This is a genomic window from Geobacillus sp. E263, from assembly GCF_007197795.1.
In the GTDB taxonomy this organism is placed as follows: Bacteria; Bacillota; Bacilli; order Bacillales; family Anoxybacillaceae; genus Parageobacillus_B; species Parageobacillus_B toebii.
In genome coordinates, this window is record NZ_CP041632.1 from 678,685 (window position 1) to 700,644 (window position 21,960).

The window sequence follows — 21,960 nt, forward strand, 5'->3', positions numbered from 1 at the left end:
GAGCCTGTTGAAAATCCCGACACATCCGATCACTCTTATGAAAAAAGTCTATCGCGACGTCTTTCCGGTAGTGCATCGCGAATTAGCCTATTGGAAACAAAGAGCACAAAATATTCCAGACCCGGAACTTCGAAAACAAGCGTTGGCAAGTATTGAAACAAAAACGTTTCACTGTGAAGGAGGCTCCATTTTATCGTTATTAGCAGGAGAGAAAATGGAAGAGTGTATTCGTTTTATTGTCGCTTATCAAACGATCAGCGATTATCTTGATAATTTATGTGATCGAAGCACTTCATTAGATCCGCATGATTTTCGAGCCCTTCATGAATCGATGCCTGACGCGTTATCGATTGATGCCGAAGTTTCGAATTATTACCGCCATCGTCAAGAACAAGATGACGGTGGCTATTTGCATGACCTTGTACGAACATGTCAAAGTGTTTTAAAGAAAGTGACACATTACGATAAAATTGTTCCGTTTTTGCATGAATTAGCTGGATATTATTGTGATTTACAAGTACATAAACATGTGCATGTAGACGAGCGAGTACCGCGTCTTGAGAAATGGTTTAAACAATATAAAGATCAGCTTCCACCAATGGAATGGTATGAGTTTTCTGCTTGTTCCGGTTCTACGCTGGGCATTTTTTGCTTAGTTGCCTATGCGTTTACCGAAACATTTCATGAGGAAATGGCAAAACAAATACGCGACGGTTATTTTCCTTATATTCAAGGGCTGCATATTTTGCTTGATTATTTTATTGACCAAGAAGAAGATCGTCTAGGAGGAGATTTGAATTTTTGTTTTTACTATCCAAATCAATCTGTTTTGTTAGAGCGGCTTTGCCATTTTATTGAAGAGGCGGACCGCCATGTGAATCAATTGCCGCATGGGGAGTTTCATCGTCTCATTCATCGAGGACTTCTTGGTTTATATTTATCGGATGAAAAAGTAAAGAAACAAAAAGAACTCCGCCGCCTTGCGAAAAAGCTTGTTCGATCAGGCGGGATGATTGCTTGGTTTTTCTATTGGAATGGAAAAGCATATCGGTTATGGCAAAAAAAGTTCTCTGTAATAGCAAAATGAAGGAGGCTGTCCTGATTAGAAGGGCAGCCTCATGATCGTTTTTCGATCGCGATAATAAAAGGGGGATTGTTTATTTGGTTGATGAATTCATATTTTAATACGTGGGCTCGCTTTTGGTCTATCGTCTTCACGTAGTTAAGAAGCTCGTCACGTTCGATGATGCCTTCCGGATGGCCATGATAGACGACGAGAACGATAAGCCCTTCTTTCGCCATAATTTGTAGCAATTGCTCAATGGCGCGGATCGTTGAATCAGGTTTTGTTACAATTCGTTTATCGCCGCCCGGCAAGTAGCCGAGATTAAACATTGCTCCGGTGATGCGGCCATGATAAATAGAGGGAATTTTTTCGATCAGTTGATCGTGGCTTGCTTGAAATAACGTTACTCGGTTTAGCACGTTATGTTCTTGGAGGCGGGCGGATGTTGCCGCAATCGCCTCTTTTTGAATATCGAAGCCAAATACGCGGCCGGATTCTCCAACGCGCTGTGCTAAATAAAGCGTATCATGTCCGTTTCCGACCGTAGCGTCGACGGCGATATCCCCTTCGTTCACAGCGAGGTCCATCAATGTTCGTGTAAAAGGGAGAATTTTCGCTAATTTCATTGTTTGACCACTTCTTTTTTGTAATACTTTCCTTGATAGCTATCGCGGCGTTCGAGTTCCGCATCAATCGCGTTTAACACTTCCCATTTATTTACACTCCACATTGGACCGATCATTAAGTCGATTGGACCGTCCCCTGTAATTCGGTGCACAATCATTTCTGGAGGCAAAATTTCCAGCTGATCACAGACAAGGTTTACGTATTCTTCAAATGACAAAAATTTGACTAGCCCTTTTTCATATTGCTTTACCATCGGTGTTCCCTTCAATAAATGGAGCAAATGAATTTTAATTCCTTGAATGTCCATGCTTGCCACTGTTTTCGCTGTTTCCATCATCATGTCGTAATCCTCAAGCGGAAGCCCGTTAATAATATGTGCACAAACGCGAATGCCATGTTTGCGGAGTTTTTCGACCCCTTTTACAAAACATTCAAAATCATGGGCACGGTTAATAAGCATGGCTGTCTGTTCATGAACGGTTTGCAAGCCCAGTTCGACCCATAAATATGTGCGCTCGTTCAGTTCGGCTAAATACTCTACCACATCATCAGGGAGACAATCTGGACGAGTCGCAATCGACAATCCTACAACCCCGTCCAAGTTTAAGACGGTTTCGTATTTTTCCCGCAGTACGTCTACGGGAGCGTGTGTATTCGTGAATGCCTGAAAATAAGCTAAATATTTTCCGTCTTTCCATTTTTTATGCATTTTTTCTTTAATTTTATTAAATTGGGTAACAAGATCATCGGCGCGATTGCCGGCAAAGTCGCCAGAACCTGCCGCGCTGCAAAACGTACATCCGCCGTAAGCAACTGTCCCATCGCGATTCGGACAATCAAAACCGCCATCAAGAGCGACTTTAAATACTTTATAGCCAAACGTTTGTCGTAAATGATAATTCCATGTATGGTAACGTTTATGATCGTTTGTATATGGAAATGGGTTGGGCTGTTTCAAAACAGCTTCCTCCTTTTTGAAAATAATATCATTTTAGCATTGTAACATGATTAGCGGGAAAAATCGATGATTACCAATCATTAACGTGATATTCGCAAAATGAAATGTGCACATTAAAAGATGAAACAAACGATTATACGCTTGGAGGGAACATAATGGCAACGCGGCAATCGGTCGATGAATTTTTGCAGCATTGCGAAGATGTCATTCGCTATGCAAAAGAGCAATATACAGAGGCGCAAAAGCAAGAGCATTATAATGACCTTGAATATACACAAGCACAGCAAATGTTAGAGAGCGCAATCAATGATTTGGCGCATTTAGCGCTTAGCTGTAATGCGCAACAGCGCGAGCAGCTGCATCGGATGCGTTTGCAGCTTCAGCAATTGCAAAACGAAATGATTTTGCTTAATCATTAAGGAAGGGTGGGCGCTGTGAAAAAACGTTCTAAACAGAACAATCCTGAACAAAAAACGAGAAATGGCCTTAACAACAATGATATCGAACTTGGAAAAGATTTTGATCCAGTGAAACAAGCGAAAAAAGCATATGAACAAACAGGCGGGCAGCCGCAAAAATCAAAGCAGCACGTCGAAGAGTAAAAAAGCTTGTCGACAAAGTCGACAAGCTTTTTTATTGCCTTTTTTCATCCATCTACATACAATTTACTTTGTTACTCAAATATTGAAGGAGGATTACATATGCCCCGTGCGCTTTGGATATTAATGATCGGCATGGCCATCAACGTGACAGGGGCTTCTTTTTTATGGCCGATGAACACGATTTACGTTCATGAACAGTTAGGAAAATCGCTTTCTGTCGCTGGAATGGTGCTTATGCTCAATTCCGGAGCAAGCGTGGTTGGAAACTTAGCCGGAGGGCTATTGTTTGATAAAATTGGCGGTTTTAAGTCGATGATGATCGGAATTGTCGCGACGATGTCCGCGCTTGTCGGCCTTGTTTTCTTTCATGGCTGGCCGCATTATGCCATCTTTTTAACGATCATCGGGATGGGAAGCGGGATTGTATTTCCAGTAGCGGCTGCGTATGCGGGAGCAATTTGGCCAGAGGGCGGAAGACGGGCATTTAACGGGCTTTACGTTGCACAAAACATTGGTGTGGCGATCGGTTCAGCGCTTGGCGGGGTCGTCGCGTCATATTCGTTTACGCTCATTTTTGCCGCTAATTTGTTGCTGTACGTTATGTTTTTCTTGTTGATTGCGTTTGGATTGCGTCATGTTCAGGTTGCAAAATCAATCAAGGCTTCAGCAAAACCGGCGGAAGCTATCAACATGGAAAGCCGTGCAAACTGGTATGCGCTCGTGACGCTTTGTACCGGTTATTTTTTATGTTGGATTAGCTATGTGCAATGGGCAACGACAATTGCTGCATATACGCAAGAGCTCCACATTACGCTGAAACAATATAGCCTTCTTTGGACGATTAATGGTGCGCTTATTGTATTCGCGCAACCTTTCTTGTCAGCAGTTGTGCAACGATGGATGCGGCATGTAAAACGGCAAATGCTTGTTGGATTTGCTATTTTTGTCGTTTCTTTTTCTCTTTTGCTTCAAGCGAATTCGTTTTTTGAATTTGCGCTGGCAATGGTTGTATTAACGATTGCGGAAATGCTTGTATGGCCGGCTATTCCAACGGTGGCGAGCGAACTCGCGCCACAAGGAAAAGAAGGATTTTATCAAGGATTTGTCAACAGCACGGCAACGGCAGGGAGAATGATCGGACCTGTGCTAGGCGGCTTTATCGCTGATTACGCTGGCATGAAACCACTGTTTGCCGCGCTTGTTTTCTTTTGCGCGCTTTCGCTTGTCACGACGTTCTTTTATGATCGGAACTTGCCAAAGAAGCAAAACAAGGGGAAACAAACGCTTACAGTAGGGTAGACATGTTCTCTGCTTCATTTTTTATCTGAAAAAATATGGAGGTTGACAACAAACATCTAATTTGATACAAATCTAATTAGATAATCATCAAATATAGGGGTGTAGTCATGCAGCTTCATCGTTTAGTAACATTTTTTAAGACGATTGGTGACCCAACGCGTCTTCGTATTATAAAACTGCTTTCGCAAGGACCGCTGCACGGTCAAGCAATTGCTGGGAAGCTTGGATTGACCCCGGCAACGATTACCCACCATCTGAAAAAACTTCGCGACACGAACGTTGTTTATGAACGTCGCGATGGAAACATCATTTATTTTTATTTACAGCCGTCTGTAGTAAAGCATTACGCGTGCGCATTGCTTGATTTGGCTGAACAAAACGAGGTGAAAAAAGAGATGAAAGAGAAAGCTGCAGAGCGTCAAAAAGTCATCGAAAACTTTTTTACAAGCGATGGTCGTTTAAAAAATATTCCAGCGCAAAGAAAGAAAAAGCTGATTGTGCTTGAGCATATGCTAAAAGGGCTTCAGCCGGGAAAACAGTATACAGAAAAAGAAATCAATGAGTACATTAAAAAGTTCCATGAGGATTACGCAACCATTCGCCGCGAATTTATCATGAATAACTATATGTATCGTGAAAACGGCATATATGAACTGAATCCGCGGGAAATGTGGCATAGAATAGATGAATAACACAAGCAACGCGCGGATATTGACAATCTCTATTTTCCCTACTTGCAATAAAACGACAAATTTTTTAAAATATTATACACGAACAATATCGGTAAATAACGGTGAAAAGGAGTAGTAGTGAACAAAACGGACTGCAGAGAGTTGACGGCTGGTGCGAGTCAACCGAAGTTTGTTCACGAACTCGCCTTGGAGTTGCGAACATGAGCGGCTGTGTGGTTGCCTCGTAATGTTCGCCGTGAATCTGCGTTAACGATATTGAGTGAGCATGCGCCGATGCATGCTAAGAAGGGTGGTACCGCGGGAATTTTCACCTCTCGTCCCTTTTGGGATGGGGGGTTTTTTCATACGTATTTTCGTTAACAATGATGGATATGAAAAAAGAATAGGAGGAAAGACAATGAGCTTTAATCATCGGGAAATCGAAAAAAAATGGCAAGAATACTGGGAAAAAAATAAAACGTTTAAAACGGTCGATGACGATGACAAACCGAAATTTTATGTGCTAGATATGTTCCCGTATCCTTCGGGAGCTGGGCTTCACGTCGGACATCCGGAAGGCTACACAGCAACGGATATTTTAGCACGGATGAAACGAATGCAAGGATATAATGTGCTTCACCCGATGGGGTGGGACGCTTTCGGGCTGCCTGCGGAGCAATACGCCCTTGATACAGGAAATGACCCTGCGGAATTTACGGAGAAAAACATTAATACATTCCGCCGCCAAATTAAATCATTAGGATTTTCGTACGATTGGGACCGGGAAATTAATACGACCGATCCGAATTACTATAAATGGACGCAATGGATTTTCTTAAAGCTATATGAAAAAGGATTAGCTTATATGGATGAAGTTCCGGTCAACTGGTGCCCGGCGCTGGGAACGGTACTGGCAAATGAAGAAGTGATTGATGGTAAAAGCGAACGCGGCGGCCATCCAGTCATCCGCAAACCGATGAAACAGTGGCTGCTTCGCATTACAGCGTATGCGGATCGCCTTTTGGAAGACTTAGAAGAGTTAGATTGGCCGGAAAGCGTTAAAGAAATGCAGCGAAACTGGATTGGGCGCTCAGAAGGTGCAGAAATTCGTTTTGAAGTCGATGGCCACGATGAAACGTTCACTGTCTTTACAACTCGCCCAGATACGCTATTTGGCGCAACATATACCGTGTTAGCGCCTGAACATCCTCTTGTCGAAAAAATTACAACTCCGGAACAAAAAGCGGCAGTAGAGGCATATTTAGATACAATTAAAAGCAAAAGCGACCTTGAGCGTACGGATTTGGCGAAAGAAAAAACAGGAGTATTCACCGGTGCATACGCGATTCATCCGGTCACTGGCGAGAAGCTGCCAATTTGGATTGCTGATTATGTGTTAATGAGCTACGGTACGGGCGCGATTATGGCCGTGCCAGCGCACGATGAGCGCGACTATGAATTTGCGAAAAAATTTAATTTGCCAATCAAAGAAGTCGTCGCCGGCGGCGATATTACAAAAGAAGCGTATACGGGCGACGGAGAACATATTAACTCCGATTTCTTAAATGGTCTTAACAAAGAAGAAGCCATTAAGAAGATGATTGAATGGCTAGAAGCCAATGGAAAAGGACAAAAGAAAGTTACATACCGCCTTCGCGACTGGCTGTTCAGCCGTCAGCGCTACTGGGGCGAACCGATTCCGATCATCCACTGGGAAGACGGTACAATGACACCGGTGCCGGAAGAAGAGCTCCCGTTAAAGCTTCCAAAAACAGATAAAATTAAACCAACGGGTACAGGAGAATCACCGCTTGCGAACATCGAAGAATGGGTGAATGTCGTCGATCCGAAAACCGGCAAAAAAGGGCGCCGTGAAACGAATACGATGCCGCAATGGGCAGGAAGCTGCTGGTATTATTTGCGCTATATTGACCCGCATAACGATAAACAGCTTGCAGATCCGGAAAAATTGAAAAAATGGCTTCCGGTTGACGTTTACATCGGCGGGGCGGAGCATGCTGTACTCCACTTATTGTACGCACGTTTCTGGCATAAATTTTTATACGATATTGGCGTTGTACCGACAAAAGAGCCGTTTAGAAAACTATTTAACCAAGGAATGATTCTTGGGGAAAACAATGAAAAAATGAGTAAATCAAGAGGAAATGTCGTCAACCCGGACGATATTATCGAAAGCCACGGCGCTGATACGCTGCGGTTATACGAGATGTTTATGGGACCGCTCGAAGCGTCGATCGCCTGGTCGACAAAAGGGCTGGACGGAGCGCGCCGCTTCTTGGACCGCGTCTGGCGCTTGTTTGTCGGTGAAAATGGCAATTTGAATCCGAAAATTGTTGACAACCCAGAAACAGATACACTTGAGCGCGTATATCATCAAACGGTAAAAAAAGTAACGGAAGATTATGAAGCGCTTCGTTTTAATACAGCGATTTCGCAATTGATGGTGTTCATTAATGAAGCATATAAAGCACCGGTATTGCCGAAAGAATACATGGAAGGATTTGTGAAGCTATTATCGCCAGTTTGCCCGCATATCGGGGAAGAATTATGGGAAAAACTCGGCCATAACAATACGATCGCGTACGAACCATGGCCAACATATGATGAGTCAAAATTAGTCGAAGAGGAAGTTGAAATTGTTGTTCAAGTAAATGGAAAAGTGCGAGCTAAATTACGGGTGCCTGCGGATATATCGAAAGAGAAGCTCGAACAGCTTGCGATGGAAGATGAGAAAATTAAAGAGCATATTGCAGGAAAAACGGTGCGTAAAGTGATTACCGTACCAGGAAAATTAATCAATATCGTGGCAAACTAATAAAAAATGCCCCTCTTTTTACGAGGGGCAAATGATTGAAGGGAGATTCGAGGATGGAAGAAATTAAAGAAATTACCGCGGCAGAAGTAAAAGAAAAACTCGAACGCGGTGAAAAGCTAAATTTAGTCGATGTGCGCGAAGATGAGGAAGTGGCGCTCGGCATGATCCCTGGCGCCAAACATATCAAAATGGGGGAAATTCCAAGCCGGCTCGATGAATTCAATAAAGAGGAAGAGTATATTTTCGTCTGCCGTTCCGGCCGGCGCAGCGAAAACGTTTGCCGCTATTTGCAGGAGCTAGGCTACCATGTCCGCAATATGGTGGATGGGATGCTGGCATGGGAAGGAGATACCGTTCCGAAAAAATATTAAAGGTCATTGATTATTTGTGAAGATATAAAAAAAGCGTTTGGCTATTTGGTCTGGAAATAGCTGAACGCTTTTTTCTTTAATTGTTTACGTGAAATATAACGATATAACAAATCTTAATGCGGCAGAATGTATGAAAGGTTAGGGAGAGTTCTTTCGCTGATATTCTATTTTTAGGAAAGTGAAGGAATTTCTCTTTGTAAATGGAATGAGTAAATGAGGGGAAACCATAATGGGGGAGGAAGGGAAATAAAAAAATGTATAAAGTAAAATTATTTGATGAAGAGCATGAAAAAGATTTAGAACGCGCGGTGAATGCGTTTTTGGCAGGATTAAAAGAAGGGCAGCTGATGGATGTGAAATATAATGTTGCGATGATGGAATCCGAAGGAGAGCAAATTTATTGCTTTTCGGCAATGGTTATTTATCGGACCTAACGCCATCCGTTAGGTCCGTAAAGAGATTGCGTGGTTGGCTGCGTTCACTCCGGCAAGCCTTCCAGTGACAAGGGCTGCTGTGATGTTATATCCTCCTGTATAACCATGAATATCTAAAATTTCTCCGCAAAAATAAAGTCCCTCCATCAATTTCGAAGCCATTTTTTTCGGGTGAATTTCTTTGACGGAAACACCTCCGCCGGTGACGAATGCTTTTTCTAGCGGCAACGTGCCGTGAACGTGAAACGTAAATTGTTTACAATGATGAACGAACGTTTGAATTTTTTCGTGTGAGAGCATTCCAGCCGGTGTTTGCGGATCGATATGGCTTTGTTCGAGTAAAAATAATATATATCGCTCCGGTAGCAAGCCTTTCAACACGTTTTTGATCGCTTTTTTAGGCTCTTCCTTGCATAGATGGGTAATGTGCTGAAACAGCTCTTCCTTATTTTGATCAGGAAGTGCGTCAATGCTCATCATAACCGCGTCTTTGCCATGCTTTTTCAGCTCTTTTACGACAAATTGGCTGCAGCGAAGGGCGGCGGGACCGGAAATGCCGAAATGGGTAAACAGCATGTCCATTCGATGGGTAATGATCGGTTTTCCGTTTGGTTTCAGGACGCTTAAAGCGACATCGCGCAATGACAATCCTTGCAGTGTCCGCTCTTGAATAAACGGTTCGTTTGATGTAATCGGAACTTCAGTTGGAAAAAGTTCGGTGATCGTATGTCCTGCCTTTTCCGCCCAAGCATAGCCATCGCCGGTGGAACCTGTTTGCGGAACCGATTTGCCGCCAACGGCGACAACAACTGCTTTTGCGCCAATAAATTCGCCTGTTTTTAGCGTTACGCCGATCGTTTTTCCATGCTCGTATTCGACGTCGGCAACCGGTGTGTTGAGCCGAATGTCTACATGCAGCCGTTTTAATTCGTTTACTAACGCTTGTACAACAGATTGCGCGTTATCGGTCACCGGAAACATGCGGCCATGATCCTCTTCTTTTAACTGTACGCCTAACCGTTCGAAAAAGCGGATAATATCTTCATTATTAAATTCAGAAAAAGCGCTGTATAAAAACCGTCCATTTCCTGGAATATGTTTAATAATTTCCTCCACTGGAAGGCGGTTTGTTACATTGCATCGCCCACCGCCGGAAATGGCAAGCTTCCGCCCGAGCTTGTTCCCTTTTTCAATAAGAAGCACTTTTGCGCCCTGTTCCGCAGCGCCAATTGCCGCCATTAATCCCGATAGCCCTCCCCCAATAACAACAACTTCATATGTCATCTTCTTCACTATCCTTTCCTTCTGGATTATAATGGAGCGGGGGAAATTTTCTCGACCTGACCAAAAATATGATAAAATAACATAGTTATTATTTTCAATGTGATCAAATTAGGGAAGGGATGGTATGTCTACCTCAAAATTATTGCGCGGGACGTTTATTCTGACAGCTGGTGTTATGATTTCCCGGATTCTCGGTTTAATTTATGTCATTCCTTTTTATCATCTTGTAGGGGAAGAAGGCGGTGCGCTTTACGGATATGGATATGTGCCGTACCAAATTTTTCTCAGCCTTGCTACAGCAGGACTGCCACTGGCGGTTTCCAAGTTTGTGTCCAAATATAACGCTTTAGAAGAGTATCGTGTCGGTTATGTGCTATTTCGATCGGGATTACGATTAATGATCGTTACCGGCATCGTTTCTTGTGTTGTTTTATATACCATTGCCCCATGGATTGCTCCGTTTGTGATTGATGAACGTGCGAACGTCAATTCTACTGATGACGTCGTAACTGTTATTCGCGCGGTAAGTTTTGCGCTTATTATCGTTCCTGTCATGAGCTTAATCCGCGGTTTTTTCCAAGGCCATGAATCGATGGGGCCGACAGCGCTATCACAAGTAGTTGAACAAATCGTCCGCATCACCTTTTTGTTAATCGGTTGTTACGTTGTGTTGCGCGTATTTGAAGGTTCTCTCGTTACGGCAGTCAGTGTGGCAACGTTTGCTGCATTTGTCGGCGCACTCGGTGGGCTCGCTATTCTTATTTGGTATTGGTGGAAACGAAAGAAGTATCTGGATGATTTATTAGAGAGAGATCGTGGACAAGTCACGCTTTCCTTGAAAGAAATGTACAAAGAATTGTTTCTGTATGCAGCGCCGTTCGTTTTTGTTGGGCTGGCGATGCCGCTTTACCAGTTAATTGATCAGTTTACCTTTAACCATGCGATGGCGAACATAGGGCTTGGGAAAATTTCTGAGCATGCTTATTCTATTTTTAATATATGGGCGCAGAAACTTGTCATTATTCCGGTAACGCTCGCGACATCGTTTAGTTTGACGCTGATTCCAACGATTACAAAGGCGTATGTAGAAAAAGACCGGAAATCATTGCGAAAATATTTAAACCAAACGTTTCAAGTCGTCATGTTTTTAACATTGCCTGCCGTTGTCGGCATGGCACTTCTTGCAGAACCAGTTTATGCCGCGTTTTATAGCTATGATCCGCTTGGAGAGCAAGTGTTGCGCTGGTATGCGCCAACCGCCATTTTGTTCGCATTGTTTTCCGTGACAGCGGCGATGCTGCAAGGCATTAATCAACAACGTTTTTCGGTCGTCAGCTTAACGATGGGACTTTTTGTGAAACTGTTACTCAATACGTTTCTTATCACAAAATTGGCGACGATTGGCGCGATACTTGCGACGATGTCTGGTTATTTTGTTTCGGTTGTATTTAATTTATGGATTATTAAAAAATACACCAACTACCAATATCAGTTTGTCATGCGCCGCACGATTTTTATTGGAATATTAACGGCGCTTATGTCAGGATTTGTTGCGATTGTGCAGCTGCTTTTGAAATCAATGCTGCATTATCATGGCGGAAGAGTGGAATCGATCGTGATTGTTGCGATTAGTGCGCTTATCGGCGCTGGGGTGTATTTCTTTTTCAGCGAACGGTCTGGGCTGCTTGCCTCGCTGTTTGGAAATCGATTTGCGTTTTTGCAGCGCAGAAAGGAAAAGAAGGCGATCTCTTAGCCGCCTTCTTTTCTAAAAGATTAAAATTGTTCAAAAGGAAGCCCAAGTCGGCGCTCGACGCGTTGCAAACGGCGGTTAAGGAGATTGAGACGATCTTCATGACGCTGTAACGTCCGTTCGATCCGATTCAGTTGCTGTTGAATGTTTCCGAAACCTCCTGGGAAGCCTGGGCCAAAAGGTTGAGTAGGTTGTTGACGATAATCATCTGTCACTGGAAGATAATAATAATTCATTATGGGCAAATCTCCTTTCTTCTTTTTTCTTTCATAGTGTATGGAAATTAGGGAGAATGCGGACTAGACAAACGCCTAATCGAACGAAAATTTTTTAAAAAGGTGGTGAAAACAATGGGGTTGCGCATTGATAAAATGCTGGCCAACATGGGATATGGAACAAGAAGAGAAGTAAAAAAATTGCTAAAATCAGGTGTCGTAAAAATTGACGGCAGGATCGTAAAAGATCCGAAAACACAAGTCAACCCGACGGAGCAGGTCGTGACAGTGCGGGGAAAAGAAGTGGAGTATAAAGAATTTATTTATTTAATGATGAACAAGCCGCCGGGAGTCGTTTCGGCGACGGAAGATGTGGTGGAAGAAACGGTTGTTGACCTGCTAGAAGAGGAAGATCGCGTGTTTTCGCCATTCCCAGTTGGGCGTCTGGATAAAGATACAGAGGGGCTTTTATTGTTGACGAATGATGGGCAATTAGCTCATCAGCTGCTTTCCCCGAAAAAGCATGTGCCGAAAACGTATTTTGCCGTTATTGACGGGGAAGTGACGGAAGAAGATATTGCGTCATTTCGCCGCGGCATTGTTTTGGACGATGGATATGAAACAAAGCCAGCGGAACTGGTGGTTTTAAAATCGGGACTTCGTTCGGATGTGGAGGTAACGATCACAGAAGGAAAGTTTCACCAAGTGAAGCGAATGTTCCGGGCGGTAGGTAAACGGGTCATTTACTTAAAACGGATTCAAATGGGGCCTCTTGTGCTTGATCCGTCGCTAGATCTTGGTGAATATCGAGAATTGACGGATGAGGAAGTGGAGATGTTAAAACAATTTCGCCCATGAACCTTCCTCCCTTCACTCCGTTTAGAGGAGGAGAGACTTCTCTGGGATTAAAGCTGAAAAAAAAGGAACCGCACTTAGGTTCCTTTTATATGCAAACTAATACGTATTCTTTTTTGGCATGTTGAGGCTTATTCTTATCTCGCTATAACCTCTCACCTTTCTCTCTCTTCTTCGCACCCATTAAGAAGATATTCGTACCTTCTTATTGGTTGTCGTCCATTTGCCTTTGCTAGGGCTGCGAACTAGGTCGTTATACGCTAACACGTTTAAATCACGCTGAATCGTTCTTGGGGTGGTGCCAAACTCATCAACAAGCTCTTGTGTCGTTACGGTTCCTTTCTCACTAATGTACATGTATACGGATTTAATTCGTGTTAGCATACGATGTGTTGAAGGTTTCAAAAAACCACTCCCTATCATTGCATAATTCGCATGGCACAACATCGCTGCTTCTGAGATGAGAGATTATATCTTGCTGTGATTTACTATCATTTTACACGAAAATAGATGAAAAATGCTACCTATTTACCGACATTAACAAAATATTTCAATATTTTTTAATAAGATATTAATATTATCGTAAAAAAGAAAACTTTGACTTCATTTCTTCGTTTATGTTACGGTTGCAGCAAGAAAAAAATGAAAAAAGAAAGGAAGAATGGCGATGAATATCGATTGGATGGAAGAGGTATTGAAGCGAAAAGAGGCGCTTATTCAAGATACGCAGGCGCTATTGCGCATTCCGAGCGTTCTCGATGAAGAGAATGCAACAGAAGAAGCCCCGCTTGGACAAGGAGTATACGAGGCGTTGCAGTTTTTATTGCAGAGGGGCCAAGAAGAAGGGTTTGCGGTAAAAAACGTCGATGGCCTCGCGGGACATCTTGAAATCGGACAAGGAGAGGAACTCATCGGCGTATTATGCCATGTGGATGTTGTACCACCGGGAGATGGCTGGTCAAGTGACCCGTTTGCTGCAGAAATCCGTGATGGGAAATTATATGCTCGCGGCGCGATTGACGATAAAGGACCGACAATGGCTGCATTTTATGCTATGAAAATTGTGAAAGAACTCGGGTTGCCATTGCAAAAACGGGTGCGTATGATTGTTGGAACAGATGAAGAAAGCAAGTGGCGTTGTGTCGAACATTATTTTAAACATGAGGAAATGCCGACAATGGGATTTGCTCCGGATGCGGATTTTCCGATTATTTACGCGGAAAAAGGAATTGTCGATATGGATTTGCGCAAGCCATCAATAGGAACACAGGAAGAAAGTGAAATTCAGCTGCAGTCGTTCCAGGCAGGACGACGTTATAATATGGTTCCTGACTTTGCTAAAGCGGTATTGCTCGTTCGTGCAGACCGGCAACAAGAAATCGAACAGCAGTATCGCCAGTTTCTTCATGAAACGAGCATGAATGGAAATGTTGTTATGGAAGGCAATACCGTTACTCTTCAATTAGAAGGAATTTCCGCTCATGCGATGGAACCAGAAAACGGGAAAAATGCAGGTTTATGGCTGGCGAAGTGGCTATCAGATGTTGCGTTGGATACGCAGGCGCAATCGTTTATCCGTTTTGTGACGGACTATTTCTTTGCCGATTCTCGCGGAAAAGCGTTAGGCATTGCTTACAACGATGAGATTACCGGCGATTTAACAGTCAATGTTGGAATATTATCATATGATGCGCAAGCTGGAGGAAAGCTTGGCATTAACATACGCTATCCGGTCACCAATGATATAGAACAAACGAAGCAAAAACTACAGAACATCGCAGCGCAGCATGGTTTTGCGTTGGAACATTTTAGCGATTCAAAACCGCACTATGTTGATCCAAATCATGTACTTATAAAGACGCTTCAACGCGTATACGAAGAACAAACAGGAGAACGCGCTTCCTTGCTTTCCATCGGCGGCGGTACATATGCCCGTTCGCTGAAAGCGGGAGTAGCGTTTGGACCGCTGTTTCCGGGACGGCCGGATGTGGCGCATCAAAAGGATGAATATATCATGATCGATGATTTATTGAAAGCAACGGCGATTTACGCTCAGGCAATTTATGAATTAGCAAAATGAAAAAATTCTAAACATATGTTACGATAAAGAAAAACCGCTCTTTTTAGGGCGGTGCTTTTTCATGAAAGGATGCGGAATCAAGTATGGAGGCAGCGTTAAAACGAGGGGAATCGACTGGTAAGTCCACATTTTCGTTATTTTATTTCTTTGTATTTTTTGCATTCGGAGCATTATTTCCGCTTTTATCCGTATATTTACAAGAAGTGGTCGGTCTTTCGGGAACAGAAATTGGAGTCATTATGTCCATAAGTCCAGTCACAATGATTTTTGTACAGCCGATTTGGGGGATGATTACCGATTATACACGTAAACCGGTTTTCGTTCTGACAATCGCACTATTAGCTACTTCATTCATTGGACTAATGTATTCATTTGTGCATGAATATCATTGGCTTATTGTCATGGCTGTTTTACTGGCATCCGCCCAAAGTGCGATCGTTCCGATTTCCGACAGCATTACGCTTCATTATGCGCAAAAGAATGGCGAAAAGTATGGATCTATTCGTTTATGGGGATCGATCGGCTTTGCTGTTGCCGTACTGATTGGCGGGTGGCTATCAGACCGCATTGCGCTTGTTGTCATTTTTTATTTGTTTTCGTTTATGCTAATACTGTCCGGCTTGCTCGCCAGCCGGCTTCCAAAAGAAAGCCAAACGATGAAAGCGGAAGCGCTGCGCGGTATGGCACAGCTGTTTCGAATTCCTCATTTTGTATTATTGTTGCTCGCTACTTTCTTTATTTTTGGTCCTATTTTAGCGAATAACTTTTATTTTGGGATATTCATTAAACAGCTTGGTGGTACGTTGACGGGAATAGGCTTGGCGTTTTTATTGGCGGCGGGAAGTGAAGCCCCATTTATGAAAATGACAGATGGACTTATTCATCGGTTTGGGATGGTTCCACTTTTAATGTTTGCTACTGCTGTATCATGTTTACGTTGGCTGTTTTATTTTTTCGAGCCGCCGCTCTTTTTCGTATATATGACAACGATTGTTCAAGGTCTTTCCGTCGGCTTATCTATTCCCGCGGCGCTTCAATACGTACGTGATGTTGCGCCAAAACAAGTAAGGGCGACAGCAGTATCCCTTTATTCCGCCGTAGGCAATGGGTTAGGCGTTTGGTTTTGTACATTTATCGGTGGATATATGCTTGAACGTTATCATATTGGGGCTATATATTTATTTTTCAGCATTTGCACGTTTGTCGGCATGCTTTCATTAGTGTGCATTCATTTGCTGAATAAGAAAAAAGCTTCGGCATAAGAAAAGGTGGAGAACGATGAAAAAAACGCATTATTTTATCGCTATCCCTATCGCTAGCGAAGTAAAAAAACAGATTTCACAATGGAGAGATGGAATCGTTTCCCATTTTCCATTTCGTTCATGGGTGCATGAAGAAGATTACCATATTACATTAGCATTTTTAGGATACGTTCCACCCGCAAAATTGGACGCGATATGCAAAACAATGACGCAAGTGGCAAAGCGCCACGCTCCATTCTCATTATCCTTATCAGAAATACATACATTTGGAAATCGAACAGCGCCGCGAATTTTATGGCAAGGGGTGGAAAAAGAAGAAAAACTATTTGCCCTGCAACGCGATGTGTATACCGCCTGTATCGATATCGGATTTTCTTTAGACAAACGGCCGTTTACCCCGCATATTACGATTGCTCGCAAATGGCAAGGAAATGAAGAGTTTCGCTTAGATGCGCTTAAGCAGAAATCAAGAGTAACGGCGACCTTTTCCGTTCATGAAATAGTGTTATATCAAACCCATTTAGAGCGAACACCAAAATATGAAGCGCGCGCTTTGTTCCCGCTTTTCTAAAAGTAAACTTCTTATTTGAAGGAAGTGTTGTGAGTGTGGGCCAATTAATAAAGCTTCAAGACTATATTTCCAGGTATGAAACGGATGTGTACCGCTACACAAGTGAATTTATTCGTCTAAAGAAAAAACAATGGGAGCAGACGAAAGAACAATGGGAAAACAATAGAAGAAATAATGATGCTCCTCAACCGGATGAAACGTGGGAATGGCTAGTAGAAAAACCGTCATTGTTGGAGCGGATGAAAAAATGGTTTTGCCGTTCTTCCGTATTGGAAGAAGCAACAGAATCGCAAATAAATGATTGGAACGAAGAAGAGAGCTTGTCGACCATGATTGCGGAAGCAAAAAATATAGATGAATTAAAAATTTTATTTTTGGAAAATATGTTCGAATTGCAATTAAAATGGGCAAGCTCTACGATATGGTATGAATCGAAGGTAAATAAAAAGTTTTACTATGAAGAAAGGTTGAAATATTTTTTACAGCGTTTTCCCGACACATATTTATGTTTATACAAACCCGTATTTTTGGTCAAAAGCGCTCCGGTCGAATTAGATGTCATTTTATTAAGTCCGACCACAACATGGTGTATTACGTTTGCCGAAGGGGAAAAAGATAATATTATCATAGCGGCTTCAGACCGTTTTTGGACGGAAATAACGAAGCGGGAAGAAAAGAAAAAAATCAATCCGGTTATCGCTTTGCAACGAATGGAAAAAATCGTGGCAGATATATATAAACAGTACCATATTGATTTTCCTATCAAAAAAGCAGTGGTGAATCGTTATGGCTATATCGATGATCACCGTACTTTTAGCAATGTGCAGTTTATTGACAAACGAAATTATGAACGTTGGTTTTCGTCTTTGCGGGAATTAACGATTCCGTTGAAGCATGTGCAATTAAAAGCGGCATCTTTTTTGTTGCGTCATTGCTATAGTCACTATGATATACGAACAAATTGGAATACGGATGAAGAAAAGGTGTAAAGCTAATTACACCTTTTTTATCTTAATTAGGCGAGAAGACTCCCACTTCAACGAAGCGAAGCGGAGTAAGTGGGAGATGAATCGCCTTAACTATATTTTGCTGAAAATAGGATAGATTCAGTAAAATATAGTATCATATAGTTAGATGGGAGGTGAAAAAATGTATTTTTGTATCAAACAACAGCTAAATGGTTTGACCAAAGAAGAATACTTGACTCTTCGAGAACTGTGCCATATTGCCAAGAACATGTACAACGTCGGATTGTACAATGTCAGACAATACTATTTTGAACACAAGGAATTTCTTAATTATGAGAAAAACTATCATCTTGCAAAAACGAACGAAAACTATAAGCTGTTGAACAGCAACATGGCACAGCAAATTTTAAAAAAGGTTAATGAGGCTTTTAAATCTTTCTTTGGCTTAGTAAAACTAGCCAAACAAGGCAAATATGACTACAAGGCTATCAGTATCCCAAAATATCTTAAAAAAGATGGCTTTCATTCACTAATCATTGGTCAAATTCGTATAGACGGCAACAAATTCACGATACCGTATTCGAATCTGTATAAAAAGACTCATAAGCCTATCACGATAACGATTCCGCCTGTGTTACTGGACAAAAAGATTAAGCAGATTGAAATCATTCCTAAACATCATGCCAGGTTCTTTGAGATTCAGTACAAATATGAAATGCCTGAAGATCAAAGAGAATTAAATGACCAAAAAGCACTGGCGATTGATTTAGGAGTGAATAATCTTGCCACTTGTGTCACATCAGACGGCAGATCGTTCATCATTGATGGGCGGAGATTAAAAAGTATTAATCAATGGTTTAACAAAGAAAATGCCAGACTTCAAAGCATGAAAGATAAGCAAAAAATCAAAGGTACAACCCGTAAACAAGCTTTGCTTGCTATGAATCGCAATAATAAAGTGAATGATTATATCAACAAGACTTGCCGTTACATCATAAACTACTGTATTGAAAATCAAATTGGCAAACTTGTCATTGGCTATGCGGAAACATGGCAGCGCAATATGAATCTAGGAAAAAAGACAAATCAAAACTTTGTCAATATTCCTCTCGGTAATATAAAAGAAAAACTAGAGTATCTTTGTAAATTTTACGGCATTAAATTCTTCAAACAGGAAGAGTCATATACGTCTAAAGCCAGCTTTTTTGACGGGGATGAGATTCCTGAATATAATGCCGACAATCCAAAAGAATATAAGTTCAGTGGCAAACGTATTAAGCGAGGTTTGTATCGAACAAAGTCCGGCAAACTAATCAATGCTGATGTCAATGGCGCATTAAACATCTTAAAGAAAAGTAAAGCTGTAGACCTGAGTGTCTTATGCTCTAGCGGCGAAGTGGACACGCCTCAAAGAATAAGGATTGCTTAAAGCAGTCAAACTTCTTTGGAAGCCCCCACTTCAAATTTTCGCTAGAAATTAAGTGGGGTAGTTCACCGGACAAAGCAAGGAGTAGAAAATAGCTATAATGCTCCCGATTCGATTAATCAAATCGACTGGAAACGAAAGAGCGAGCATGAAGACGATGTCCGCTATGTTCAAGGGCTTATTCAGCTCCGAAAGTCCCACCGTGCTTTCCGATTTACTACCGAAGCAGAAATAAACAATCACCTTTTTTTCCTTGAGACACCAGCATTCATCATCGCATACCATCTTCGCGATGTACAGCAATATGGACCTTGGCGCGATATTATTGTTATTCACCATAATCAAGAAGAAAAACAATCTGTTTTTCTACCTGATGAAGAAGAATGGCATGTCATTTGTGACGGGATTCACAGTGGAACGGTTCTATTGTTTTCCGTGCATAAACAAATAAACTTGGCTGGAATTGGAACATGGGTGCTTGTGAAACAAACATAAACATATCTTTCCTATTTTTTACAAAACACACAAAACATTTGCAAGATGTGGCGATATTTCAGTATAATACAAGTAAAATAAACGAGCAAGAACGGAAACTTGGATGTCTTTTTGTTTGCGGAAAATAAAAATGTGAATTGACGAAAAAAAGCTCTTCCATATAAAATCTAGTAAGACAGCTATTGTCTGAAAATACGAAATCAGGTGATGCTGTCTCTTATTTTTTTAAGTCGAAGGTGAACTTGCTTTGGAACAGTTACTAGGAAAGGAGTGGGACATCACTCCTGCTGGCGGCACAACTGGAGATGCGTATTTTGCGGAATATGAGGGGAGAAAGTTGTTTTTAAAACGGAATTCTTCGCCATTTCTTGCGGTTTTATCAGCGGAAGGCATCGTCCCAAAACTGATTTGGACGAAGCGAATGGAAAATGGCGATGTGTTTACCGCTCAACAGTGGTTGAACGCAAGGGAATTGAAGCCACAAGATATGGGAAGTGAACAAGTGGCGAACTTATTGCGGAAAATTCATCGTTCCAAAGATTTAGTAACAATGCTGAGAAGGTTAGGAAAAACGCCATTACTGCCAGAGATGATGATGGAAAAACTAAAAGAGCAATTCACTCTCCATTCATTTGAGGAGCCGTTAGTGGAACAGGCTCTCGATTGGCTCGAACAGCATATGTCTTCACTTCAATGTGATGAGTATGTCGTCTGCCACTGTGATATTAACCATAACAACTGGCTGCTTGATGAAGATGGAAAATTGTACTTAATTGATTGGGATGGTGCGATGATTGCCGATCCGGCCATTGATATCGGGATGTTGCTTTATTCCTATATTCCTGAAGAAAAATGGGAAGATTGGCTCGAACTTTACGGCCTTAAGTTAACCGATGATTTGCGTTTTCGCATGAAATGGTATACTATAGCGCAAACCCTTCACTCGCTTATATGGCAAAAAGAAAAAAATGCAAAAAAGGAAATGCAACAGTCGCTGCATTTCCTACGTAAGCTGATTGACCCACTCCGATAATTGCTGTTGATGGGATAAAATGTGAGAGTTTAAATCAGCGCTATACTTTCCGTTTTGTCCGTATGTGTAAATGTTTGGAAGCACGCTTTTTATTTTCGGATGCACTTGTTCATTTCCCATCAATGATTTTACGAGCCGTTCGATTTGTTCACATTCGGAGACGGTGCCGCAGCAGTCAGCTTGATGTTCCGATAAAATATCTTTTAATATGGTGATTTGATGCTCGTGATTTAGTGGCAACACTACCACCATCCTTTGAAAAAGTATGCTATACATTTATAATATGCGCAGATATAGGGGATTTTATCATTCGTTTTTCGCAGTCGTACGCACGGCTGTGTTTTTTTATGGCGAAAAAGTTTTGTCCCAGGCGTTGATAAATGAGCTTGCATATTTGTGCTTATTCATGATATCGTTGACAACGATGAACAAAGAAACAGAGGTGTCCGTATGCGTCTACGTAATAAACCATGGGCAAAAGAAAAAATTGCTGCATATCCGCAATATGTTATTCCAAATCCAGAAGAACATAAAGGAAGATGGAATGAGCTATTTGGCAATGATCACCCAATTCATATCGAAATTGGTACAGGAAAAGGAAAATTTATTACAGAAATGGCGAAAGCAAATCCAAACATTAACTATATTGGTATTGAACTGTACCCAAGTGTACTTGTCTCTGCATTAGATAAACTCATTGAAAATGAATTGCCGAATTTGCGTTTATTAAATGTGAATGCGAAAGATTTAACGAATTTTTTTGCGGAGGGAGAAATCGAACGCATTTATTTAAACTTCTCCGACCCATGGCCGAAAAAACGGCATGAAAAGCGGCGATTAACGTATCGTGCGTTTCTTGAGTTGTATGAGAAAGTGTTAGTGGATGAAGGAGAAATTCATTTTAAAACCGATAATCAAGCCTTTTTTGAATATTCGCTTGTTAGTTTTTCACAATATGGATTAGTGCTGACATACGTAAGTTTGGATTTACACAATAGTGATTTTGAAGGAAATGTGATGACGGAATATGAAGAAAAGTTTTCAGCAAAAGGAAATCGCATTTACCGATGTGAAGTAAAATATCCGCCAAAGCATCAAAAGGCTGGTCTTTGAAGAAAAGACAGCCCTTTATTTTTTTGTTTTCGAAATATTTGCAG

At 41.8% G+C, this 21,960-nt stretch carries 24 protein-coding genes and 1 other annotated feature; of the genes, 18 read left to right on the top strand and 6 right to left on the bottom strand.

The features are described from left to right. Nucleotides 1-7 precede the first annotated feature (7 nt). On the top strand, nt 8-1,087 hold the full coding sequence (gene tbcS / locus FNL97_RS03500; RefSeq protein WP_143415052.1) for a tetraprenyl-beta-curcumene synthase: 1,080 nt from the start codon (nt 8-10) through the stop codon (nt 1,085-1,087). Nucleotides 1,088-1,116: 29 nt separating this feature from the next. Here tbcS and mnmM read toward each other — a convergent pair whose 3' ends face one another. Together mnmM and mnmL are read right to left on the bottom strand one after the other, a co-directional pair. Next, nucleotides 1,117-1,692 carry a tRNA 5-(aminomethyl)-2-thiouridylate-methyltransferase MnmM gene (gene mnmM / locus FNL97_RS03505; RefSeq protein WP_143415053.1) on the bottom strand — a complete coding sequence of 192 codons (576 nt, stop codon included), beginning with the start codon at nt 1,690-1,692 and terminating at the stop codon, nt 1,117-1,119. Then, nucleotides 1,689-2,651 (bottom strand): tRNA modification radical SAM protein MnmL/YtqA, encoded by a 963-nt coding sequence (gene mnmL, locus FNL97_RS03510; RefSeq protein WP_143415054.1) that lies wholly within the window; start codon nt 2,649-2,651, stop codon nt 1,689-1,691. The genes mnmM and mnmL overlap by 4 nt, the downstream gene beginning before the upstream one ends. A gap of 155 nt (nt 2,652-2,806) precedes the next feature. On the opposite strand from mnmL, the gene FNL97_RS03515 reads away from it, so the two are divergent. From FNL97_RS03515 to FNL97_RS03545, 7 genes are all read left to right on the top strand, one after another. After that, nucleotides 2,807-3,070, top strand: a complete 264-nt coding sequence (locus FNL97_RS03515; RefSeq protein WP_143415055.1) for a YtzC family protein — start codon at nt 2,807-2,809, stop codon at nt 3,068-3,070. 15 nt (nt 3,071-3,085) lie between these two features. Continuing rightward, complete coding sequence (locus tag FNL97_RS03520) at nt 3,086-3,253, top strand: glycogen biosynthesis protein GlgD (RefSeq protein WP_143415056.1); 168 nt, start codon at nt 3,086-3,088, stop codon at nt 3,251-3,253. Nucleotides 3,254-3,352: 99 nt separating this feature from the next. Then, on the top strand, nt 3,353-4,552 hold the full coding sequence (locus FNL97_RS03525) for an MDR family MFS transporter (protein ID WP_143415057.1): 1,200 nt from the start codon (nt 3,353-3,355) through the stop codon (nt 4,550-4,552). A 107-nt stretch (nt 4,553-4,659) separates the two neighbouring features. Beyond that, the gene (locus FNL97_RS03530; RefSeq protein WP_143415058.1) at nt 4,660-5,244 is read left to right on the top strand and encodes a DUF2087 domain-containing protein; all 585 of its coding nucleotides are present in this window, start codon (nt 4,660-4,662) and stop codon (nt 5,242-5,244) included. Between the two features lie 92 nt (nt 5,245-5,336). After that, nucleotides 5,337-5,569, top strand: a binding site (T-box leader). Between the two features lie 72 nt (nt 5,570-5,641). Beyond that, nucleotides 5,642-8,059: a leucine--tRNA ligase gene (gene leuS / locus FNL97_RS03535; RefSeq protein ID WP_143415059.1), complete on the top strand. Its 2,418-nt coding sequence runs from the start codon at nt 5,642-5,644 to the stop codon at nt 8,057-8,059. Between the two features lie 53 nt (nt 8,060-8,112). Next, complete coding sequence (locus tag FNL97_RS03540) at nt 8,113-8,430, top strand: rhodanese-like domain-containing protein (protein ID WP_143415060.1); 318 nt, start codon at nt 8,113-8,115, stop codon at nt 8,428-8,430. A 254-nt stretch (nt 8,431-8,684) separates the two neighbouring features. Further along, nucleotides 8,685-8,864 (top strand): sporulation protein Cse60, encoded by a 180-nt coding sequence (locus FNL97_RS03545; protein ID WP_143415061.1) that lies wholly within the window; start codon nt 8,685-8,687, stop codon nt 8,862-8,864. 9 nt (nt 8,865-8,873) lie between these two features. Here FNL97_RS03545 and FNL97_RS03550 read toward each other — a convergent pair whose 3' ends face one another. Further along, nucleotides 8,874-10,148, bottom strand: a complete 1,275-nt coding sequence (locus FNL97_RS03550; protein ID WP_143416282.1) for a BaiN/RdsA family NAD(P)/FAD-dependent oxidoreductase — start codon at nt 10,146-10,148, stop codon at nt 8,874-8,876. A gap of 124 nt (nt 10,149-10,272) precedes the next feature. Between FNL97_RS03550 and FNL97_RS03555 the strand changes: the two genes are divergently transcribed. After that, nucleotides 10,273-11,901: a putative polysaccharide biosynthesis protein gene (locus tag FNL97_RS03555; RefSeq protein ID WP_062678541.1), complete on the top strand. Its 1,629-nt coding sequence runs from the start codon at nt 10,273-10,275 to the stop codon at nt 11,899-11,901. A gap of 20 nt (nt 11,902-11,921) precedes the next feature. Here the strand turns inward: FNL97_RS03555 and FNL97_RS03560 are convergent, their stop codons facing one another. Continuing rightward, nucleotides 11,922-12,134 (bottom strand): hypothetical protein, encoded by a 213-nt coding sequence (locus tag FNL97_RS03560; protein WP_143415062.1) that lies wholly within the window; start codon nt 12,132-12,134, stop codon nt 11,922-11,924. Nucleotides 12,135-12,248: 114 nt separating this feature from the next. On the opposite strand from FNL97_RS03560, the gene FNL97_RS03565 reads away from it, so the two are divergent. Continuing rightward, a complete protein-coding gene (locus tag FNL97_RS03565) occupies nt 12,249-12,971 on the top strand; it encodes a pseudouridine synthase (protein WP_143415063.1) in 723 nt (240 codons plus the stop codon). Between the two features lie 180 nt (nt 12,972-13,151). Here the strand turns inward: FNL97_RS03565 and FNL97_RS03570 are convergent, their stop codons facing one another. After that, nucleotides 13,152-13,373: a DeoR family transcriptional regulator gene (locus FNL97_RS03570; protein ID WP_015864852.1), complete on the bottom strand. Its 222-nt coding sequence runs from the start codon at nt 13,371-13,373 to the stop codon at nt 13,152-13,154. A 262-nt stretch (nt 13,374-13,635) separates the two neighbouring features. Here FNL97_RS03570 and pepV point away from each other — a divergent pair, with 262 nt between their 5' ends. From pepV to FNL97_RS03605, 7 genes are all read left to right on the top strand, one after another. Then, on the top strand, nt 13,636-15,048 hold the full coding sequence (pepV, locus tag FNL97_RS03575; RefSeq protein WP_143415064.1) for a dipeptidase PepV: 1,413 nt from the start codon (nt 13,636-13,638) through the stop codon (nt 15,046-15,048). An 83-nt stretch (nt 15,049-15,131) separates the two neighbouring features. Continuing rightward, complete coding sequence (locus FNL97_RS03580) at nt 15,132-16,310, top strand: MFS transporter (RefSeq protein ID WP_015864850.1); 1,179 nt, start codon at nt 15,132-15,134, stop codon at nt 16,308-16,310. Nucleotides 16,311-16,326: 16 nt separating this feature from the next. Then, the gene (gene thpR / locus FNL97_RS03585) at nt 16,327-16,881 is read left to right on the top strand and encodes an RNA 2',3'-cyclic phosphodiesterase (protein ID WP_015864849.1); all 555 of its coding nucleotides are present in this window, start codon (nt 16,327-16,329) and stop codon (nt 16,879-16,881) included. Nucleotides 16,882-16,916: 35 nt separating this feature from the next. After that, complete coding sequence (locus FNL97_RS03590) at nt 16,917-17,870, top strand: nuclease-related domain-containing protein (protein ID WP_143415065.1); 954 nt, start codon at nt 16,917-16,919, stop codon at nt 17,868-17,870. 160 nt (nt 17,871-18,030) lie between these two features. Continuing rightward, nucleotides 18,031-19,278, top strand: coding sequence for an RNA-guided endonuclease InsQ/TnpB family protein (locus FNL97_RS03595; protein WP_143415066.1), 1,248 nt, complete (start codon nt 18,031-18,033; stop codon nt 19,276-19,278). A gap of 228 nt (nt 19,279-19,506) precedes the next feature. Next, nucleotides 19,507-19,770: a hypothetical protein gene (locus FNL97_RS18695; RefSeq protein ID WP_353652913.1), complete on the top strand. Its 264-nt coding sequence runs from the start codon at nt 19,507-19,509 to the stop codon at nt 19,768-19,770. Between the two features lie 247 nt (nt 19,771-20,017). Then, nucleotides 20,018-20,803 (top strand): phosphotransferase family protein, encoded by a 786-nt coding sequence (locus FNL97_RS03605; protein WP_015864846.1) that lies wholly within the window; start codon nt 20,018-20,020, stop codon nt 20,801-20,803. On the opposite strand, the gene FNL97_RS03610 is transcribed toward FNL97_RS03605, so the two are convergent. After that, nucleotides 20,774-21,043 carry a YtzH-like family protein gene (locus FNL97_RS03610; RefSeq protein WP_041269962.1) on the bottom strand — a complete coding sequence of 90 codons (270 nt, stop codon included), beginning with the start codon at nt 21,041-21,043 and terminating at the stop codon, nt 20,774-20,776. The two genes, FNL97_RS03605 and FNL97_RS03610, sit on opposite strands and share 30 nt — an antisense overlap. A 210-nt stretch (nt 21,044-21,253) precedes the next feature. Between FNL97_RS03610 and trmB the strand changes: the two genes are divergently transcribed. Further along, nucleotides 21,254-21,916 carry a tRNA (guanosine(46)-N7)-methyltransferase TrmB gene (gene trmB / locus FNL97_RS03615; RefSeq protein WP_015864844.1) on the top strand — a complete coding sequence of 221 codons (663 nt, stop codon included), beginning with the start codon at nt 21,254-21,256 and terminating at the stop codon, nt 21,914-21,916. Nucleotides 21,917-21,960: the final 44 nt, after the last annotated feature.

Bases quoted from the DNA above. Each gene is read 5' to 3' on its own strand.
- mnmM (WP_143415053.1), bottom strand. From the start codon at position 1,692: ATGAAATTAGCGAAAATTCTCCCTTTTACACGAACATTGATGGACCTC.
- FNL97_RS03515 (WP_143415055.1), top strand. From the start codon at position 2,807: ATGGCAACGCGGCAATCGGTCGATGAATTTTTGCAGCATTGCGAAGAT.
- FNL97_RS03525 (WP_143415057.1), top strand. From the start codon at position 3,353: ATGCCCCGTGCGCTTTGGATATTAATGATCGGCATGGCCATCAACGTG.
- FNL97_RS03530 (WP_143415058.1), top strand. From the start codon at position 4,660: ATGCAGCTTCATCGTTTAGTAACATTTTTTAAGACGATTGGTGACCCA.
- leuS (WP_143415059.1), top strand. From the start codon at position 5,642: ATGAGCTTTAATCATCGGGAAATCGAAAAAAAATGGCAAGAATACTGG.
- FNL97_RS03540 (WP_143415060.1), top strand. From the start codon at position 8,113: ATGGAAGAAATTAAAGAAATTACCGCGGCAGAAGTAAAAGAAAAACTC.
- FNL97_RS03545 (WP_143415061.1), top strand. From the start codon at position 8,685: ATGTATAAAGTAAAATTATTTGATGAAGAGCATGAAAAAGATTTAGAA.
- FNL97_RS03550 (WP_143416282.1), bottom strand. From the start codon at position 10,148: ATGACATATGAAGTTGTTGTTATTGGGGGAGGGCTATCGGGATTAATG.
- FNL97_RS03555 (WP_062678541.1), top strand. From the start codon at position 10,273: ATGTCTACCTCAAAATTATTGCGCGGGACGTTTATTCTGACAGCTGGT.
- FNL97_RS03560 (WP_143415062.1), bottom strand. From the start codon at position 12,134: ATGAATTATTATTATCTTCCAGTGACAGATGATTATCGTCAACAACCT.
- FNL97_RS03565 (WP_143415063.1), top strand. From the start codon at position 12,249: ATGGGGTTGCGCATTGATAAAATGCTGGCCAACATGGGATATGGAACA.
- pepV (WP_143415064.1), top strand. From the start codon at position 13,636: ATGAATATCGATTGGATGGAAGAGGTATTGAAGCGAAAAGAGGCGCTT.
- FNL97_RS03580 (WP_015864850.1), top strand. From the start codon at position 15,132: ATGGAGGCAGCGTTAAAACGAGGGGAATCGACTGGTAAGTCCACATTT.
- thpR (WP_015864849.1), top strand. From the start codon at position 16,327: ATGAAAAAAACGCATTATTTTATCGCTATCCCTATCGCTAGCGAAGTA.
- FNL97_RS03595 (WP_143415066.1), top strand. From the start codon at position 18,031: ATGTATTTTTGTATCAAACAACAGCTAAATGGTTTGACCAAAGAAGAA.
- trmB (WP_015864844.1), top strand. From the start codon at position 21,254: ATGCGTCTACGTAATAAACCATGGGCAAAAGAAAAAATTGCTGCATAT.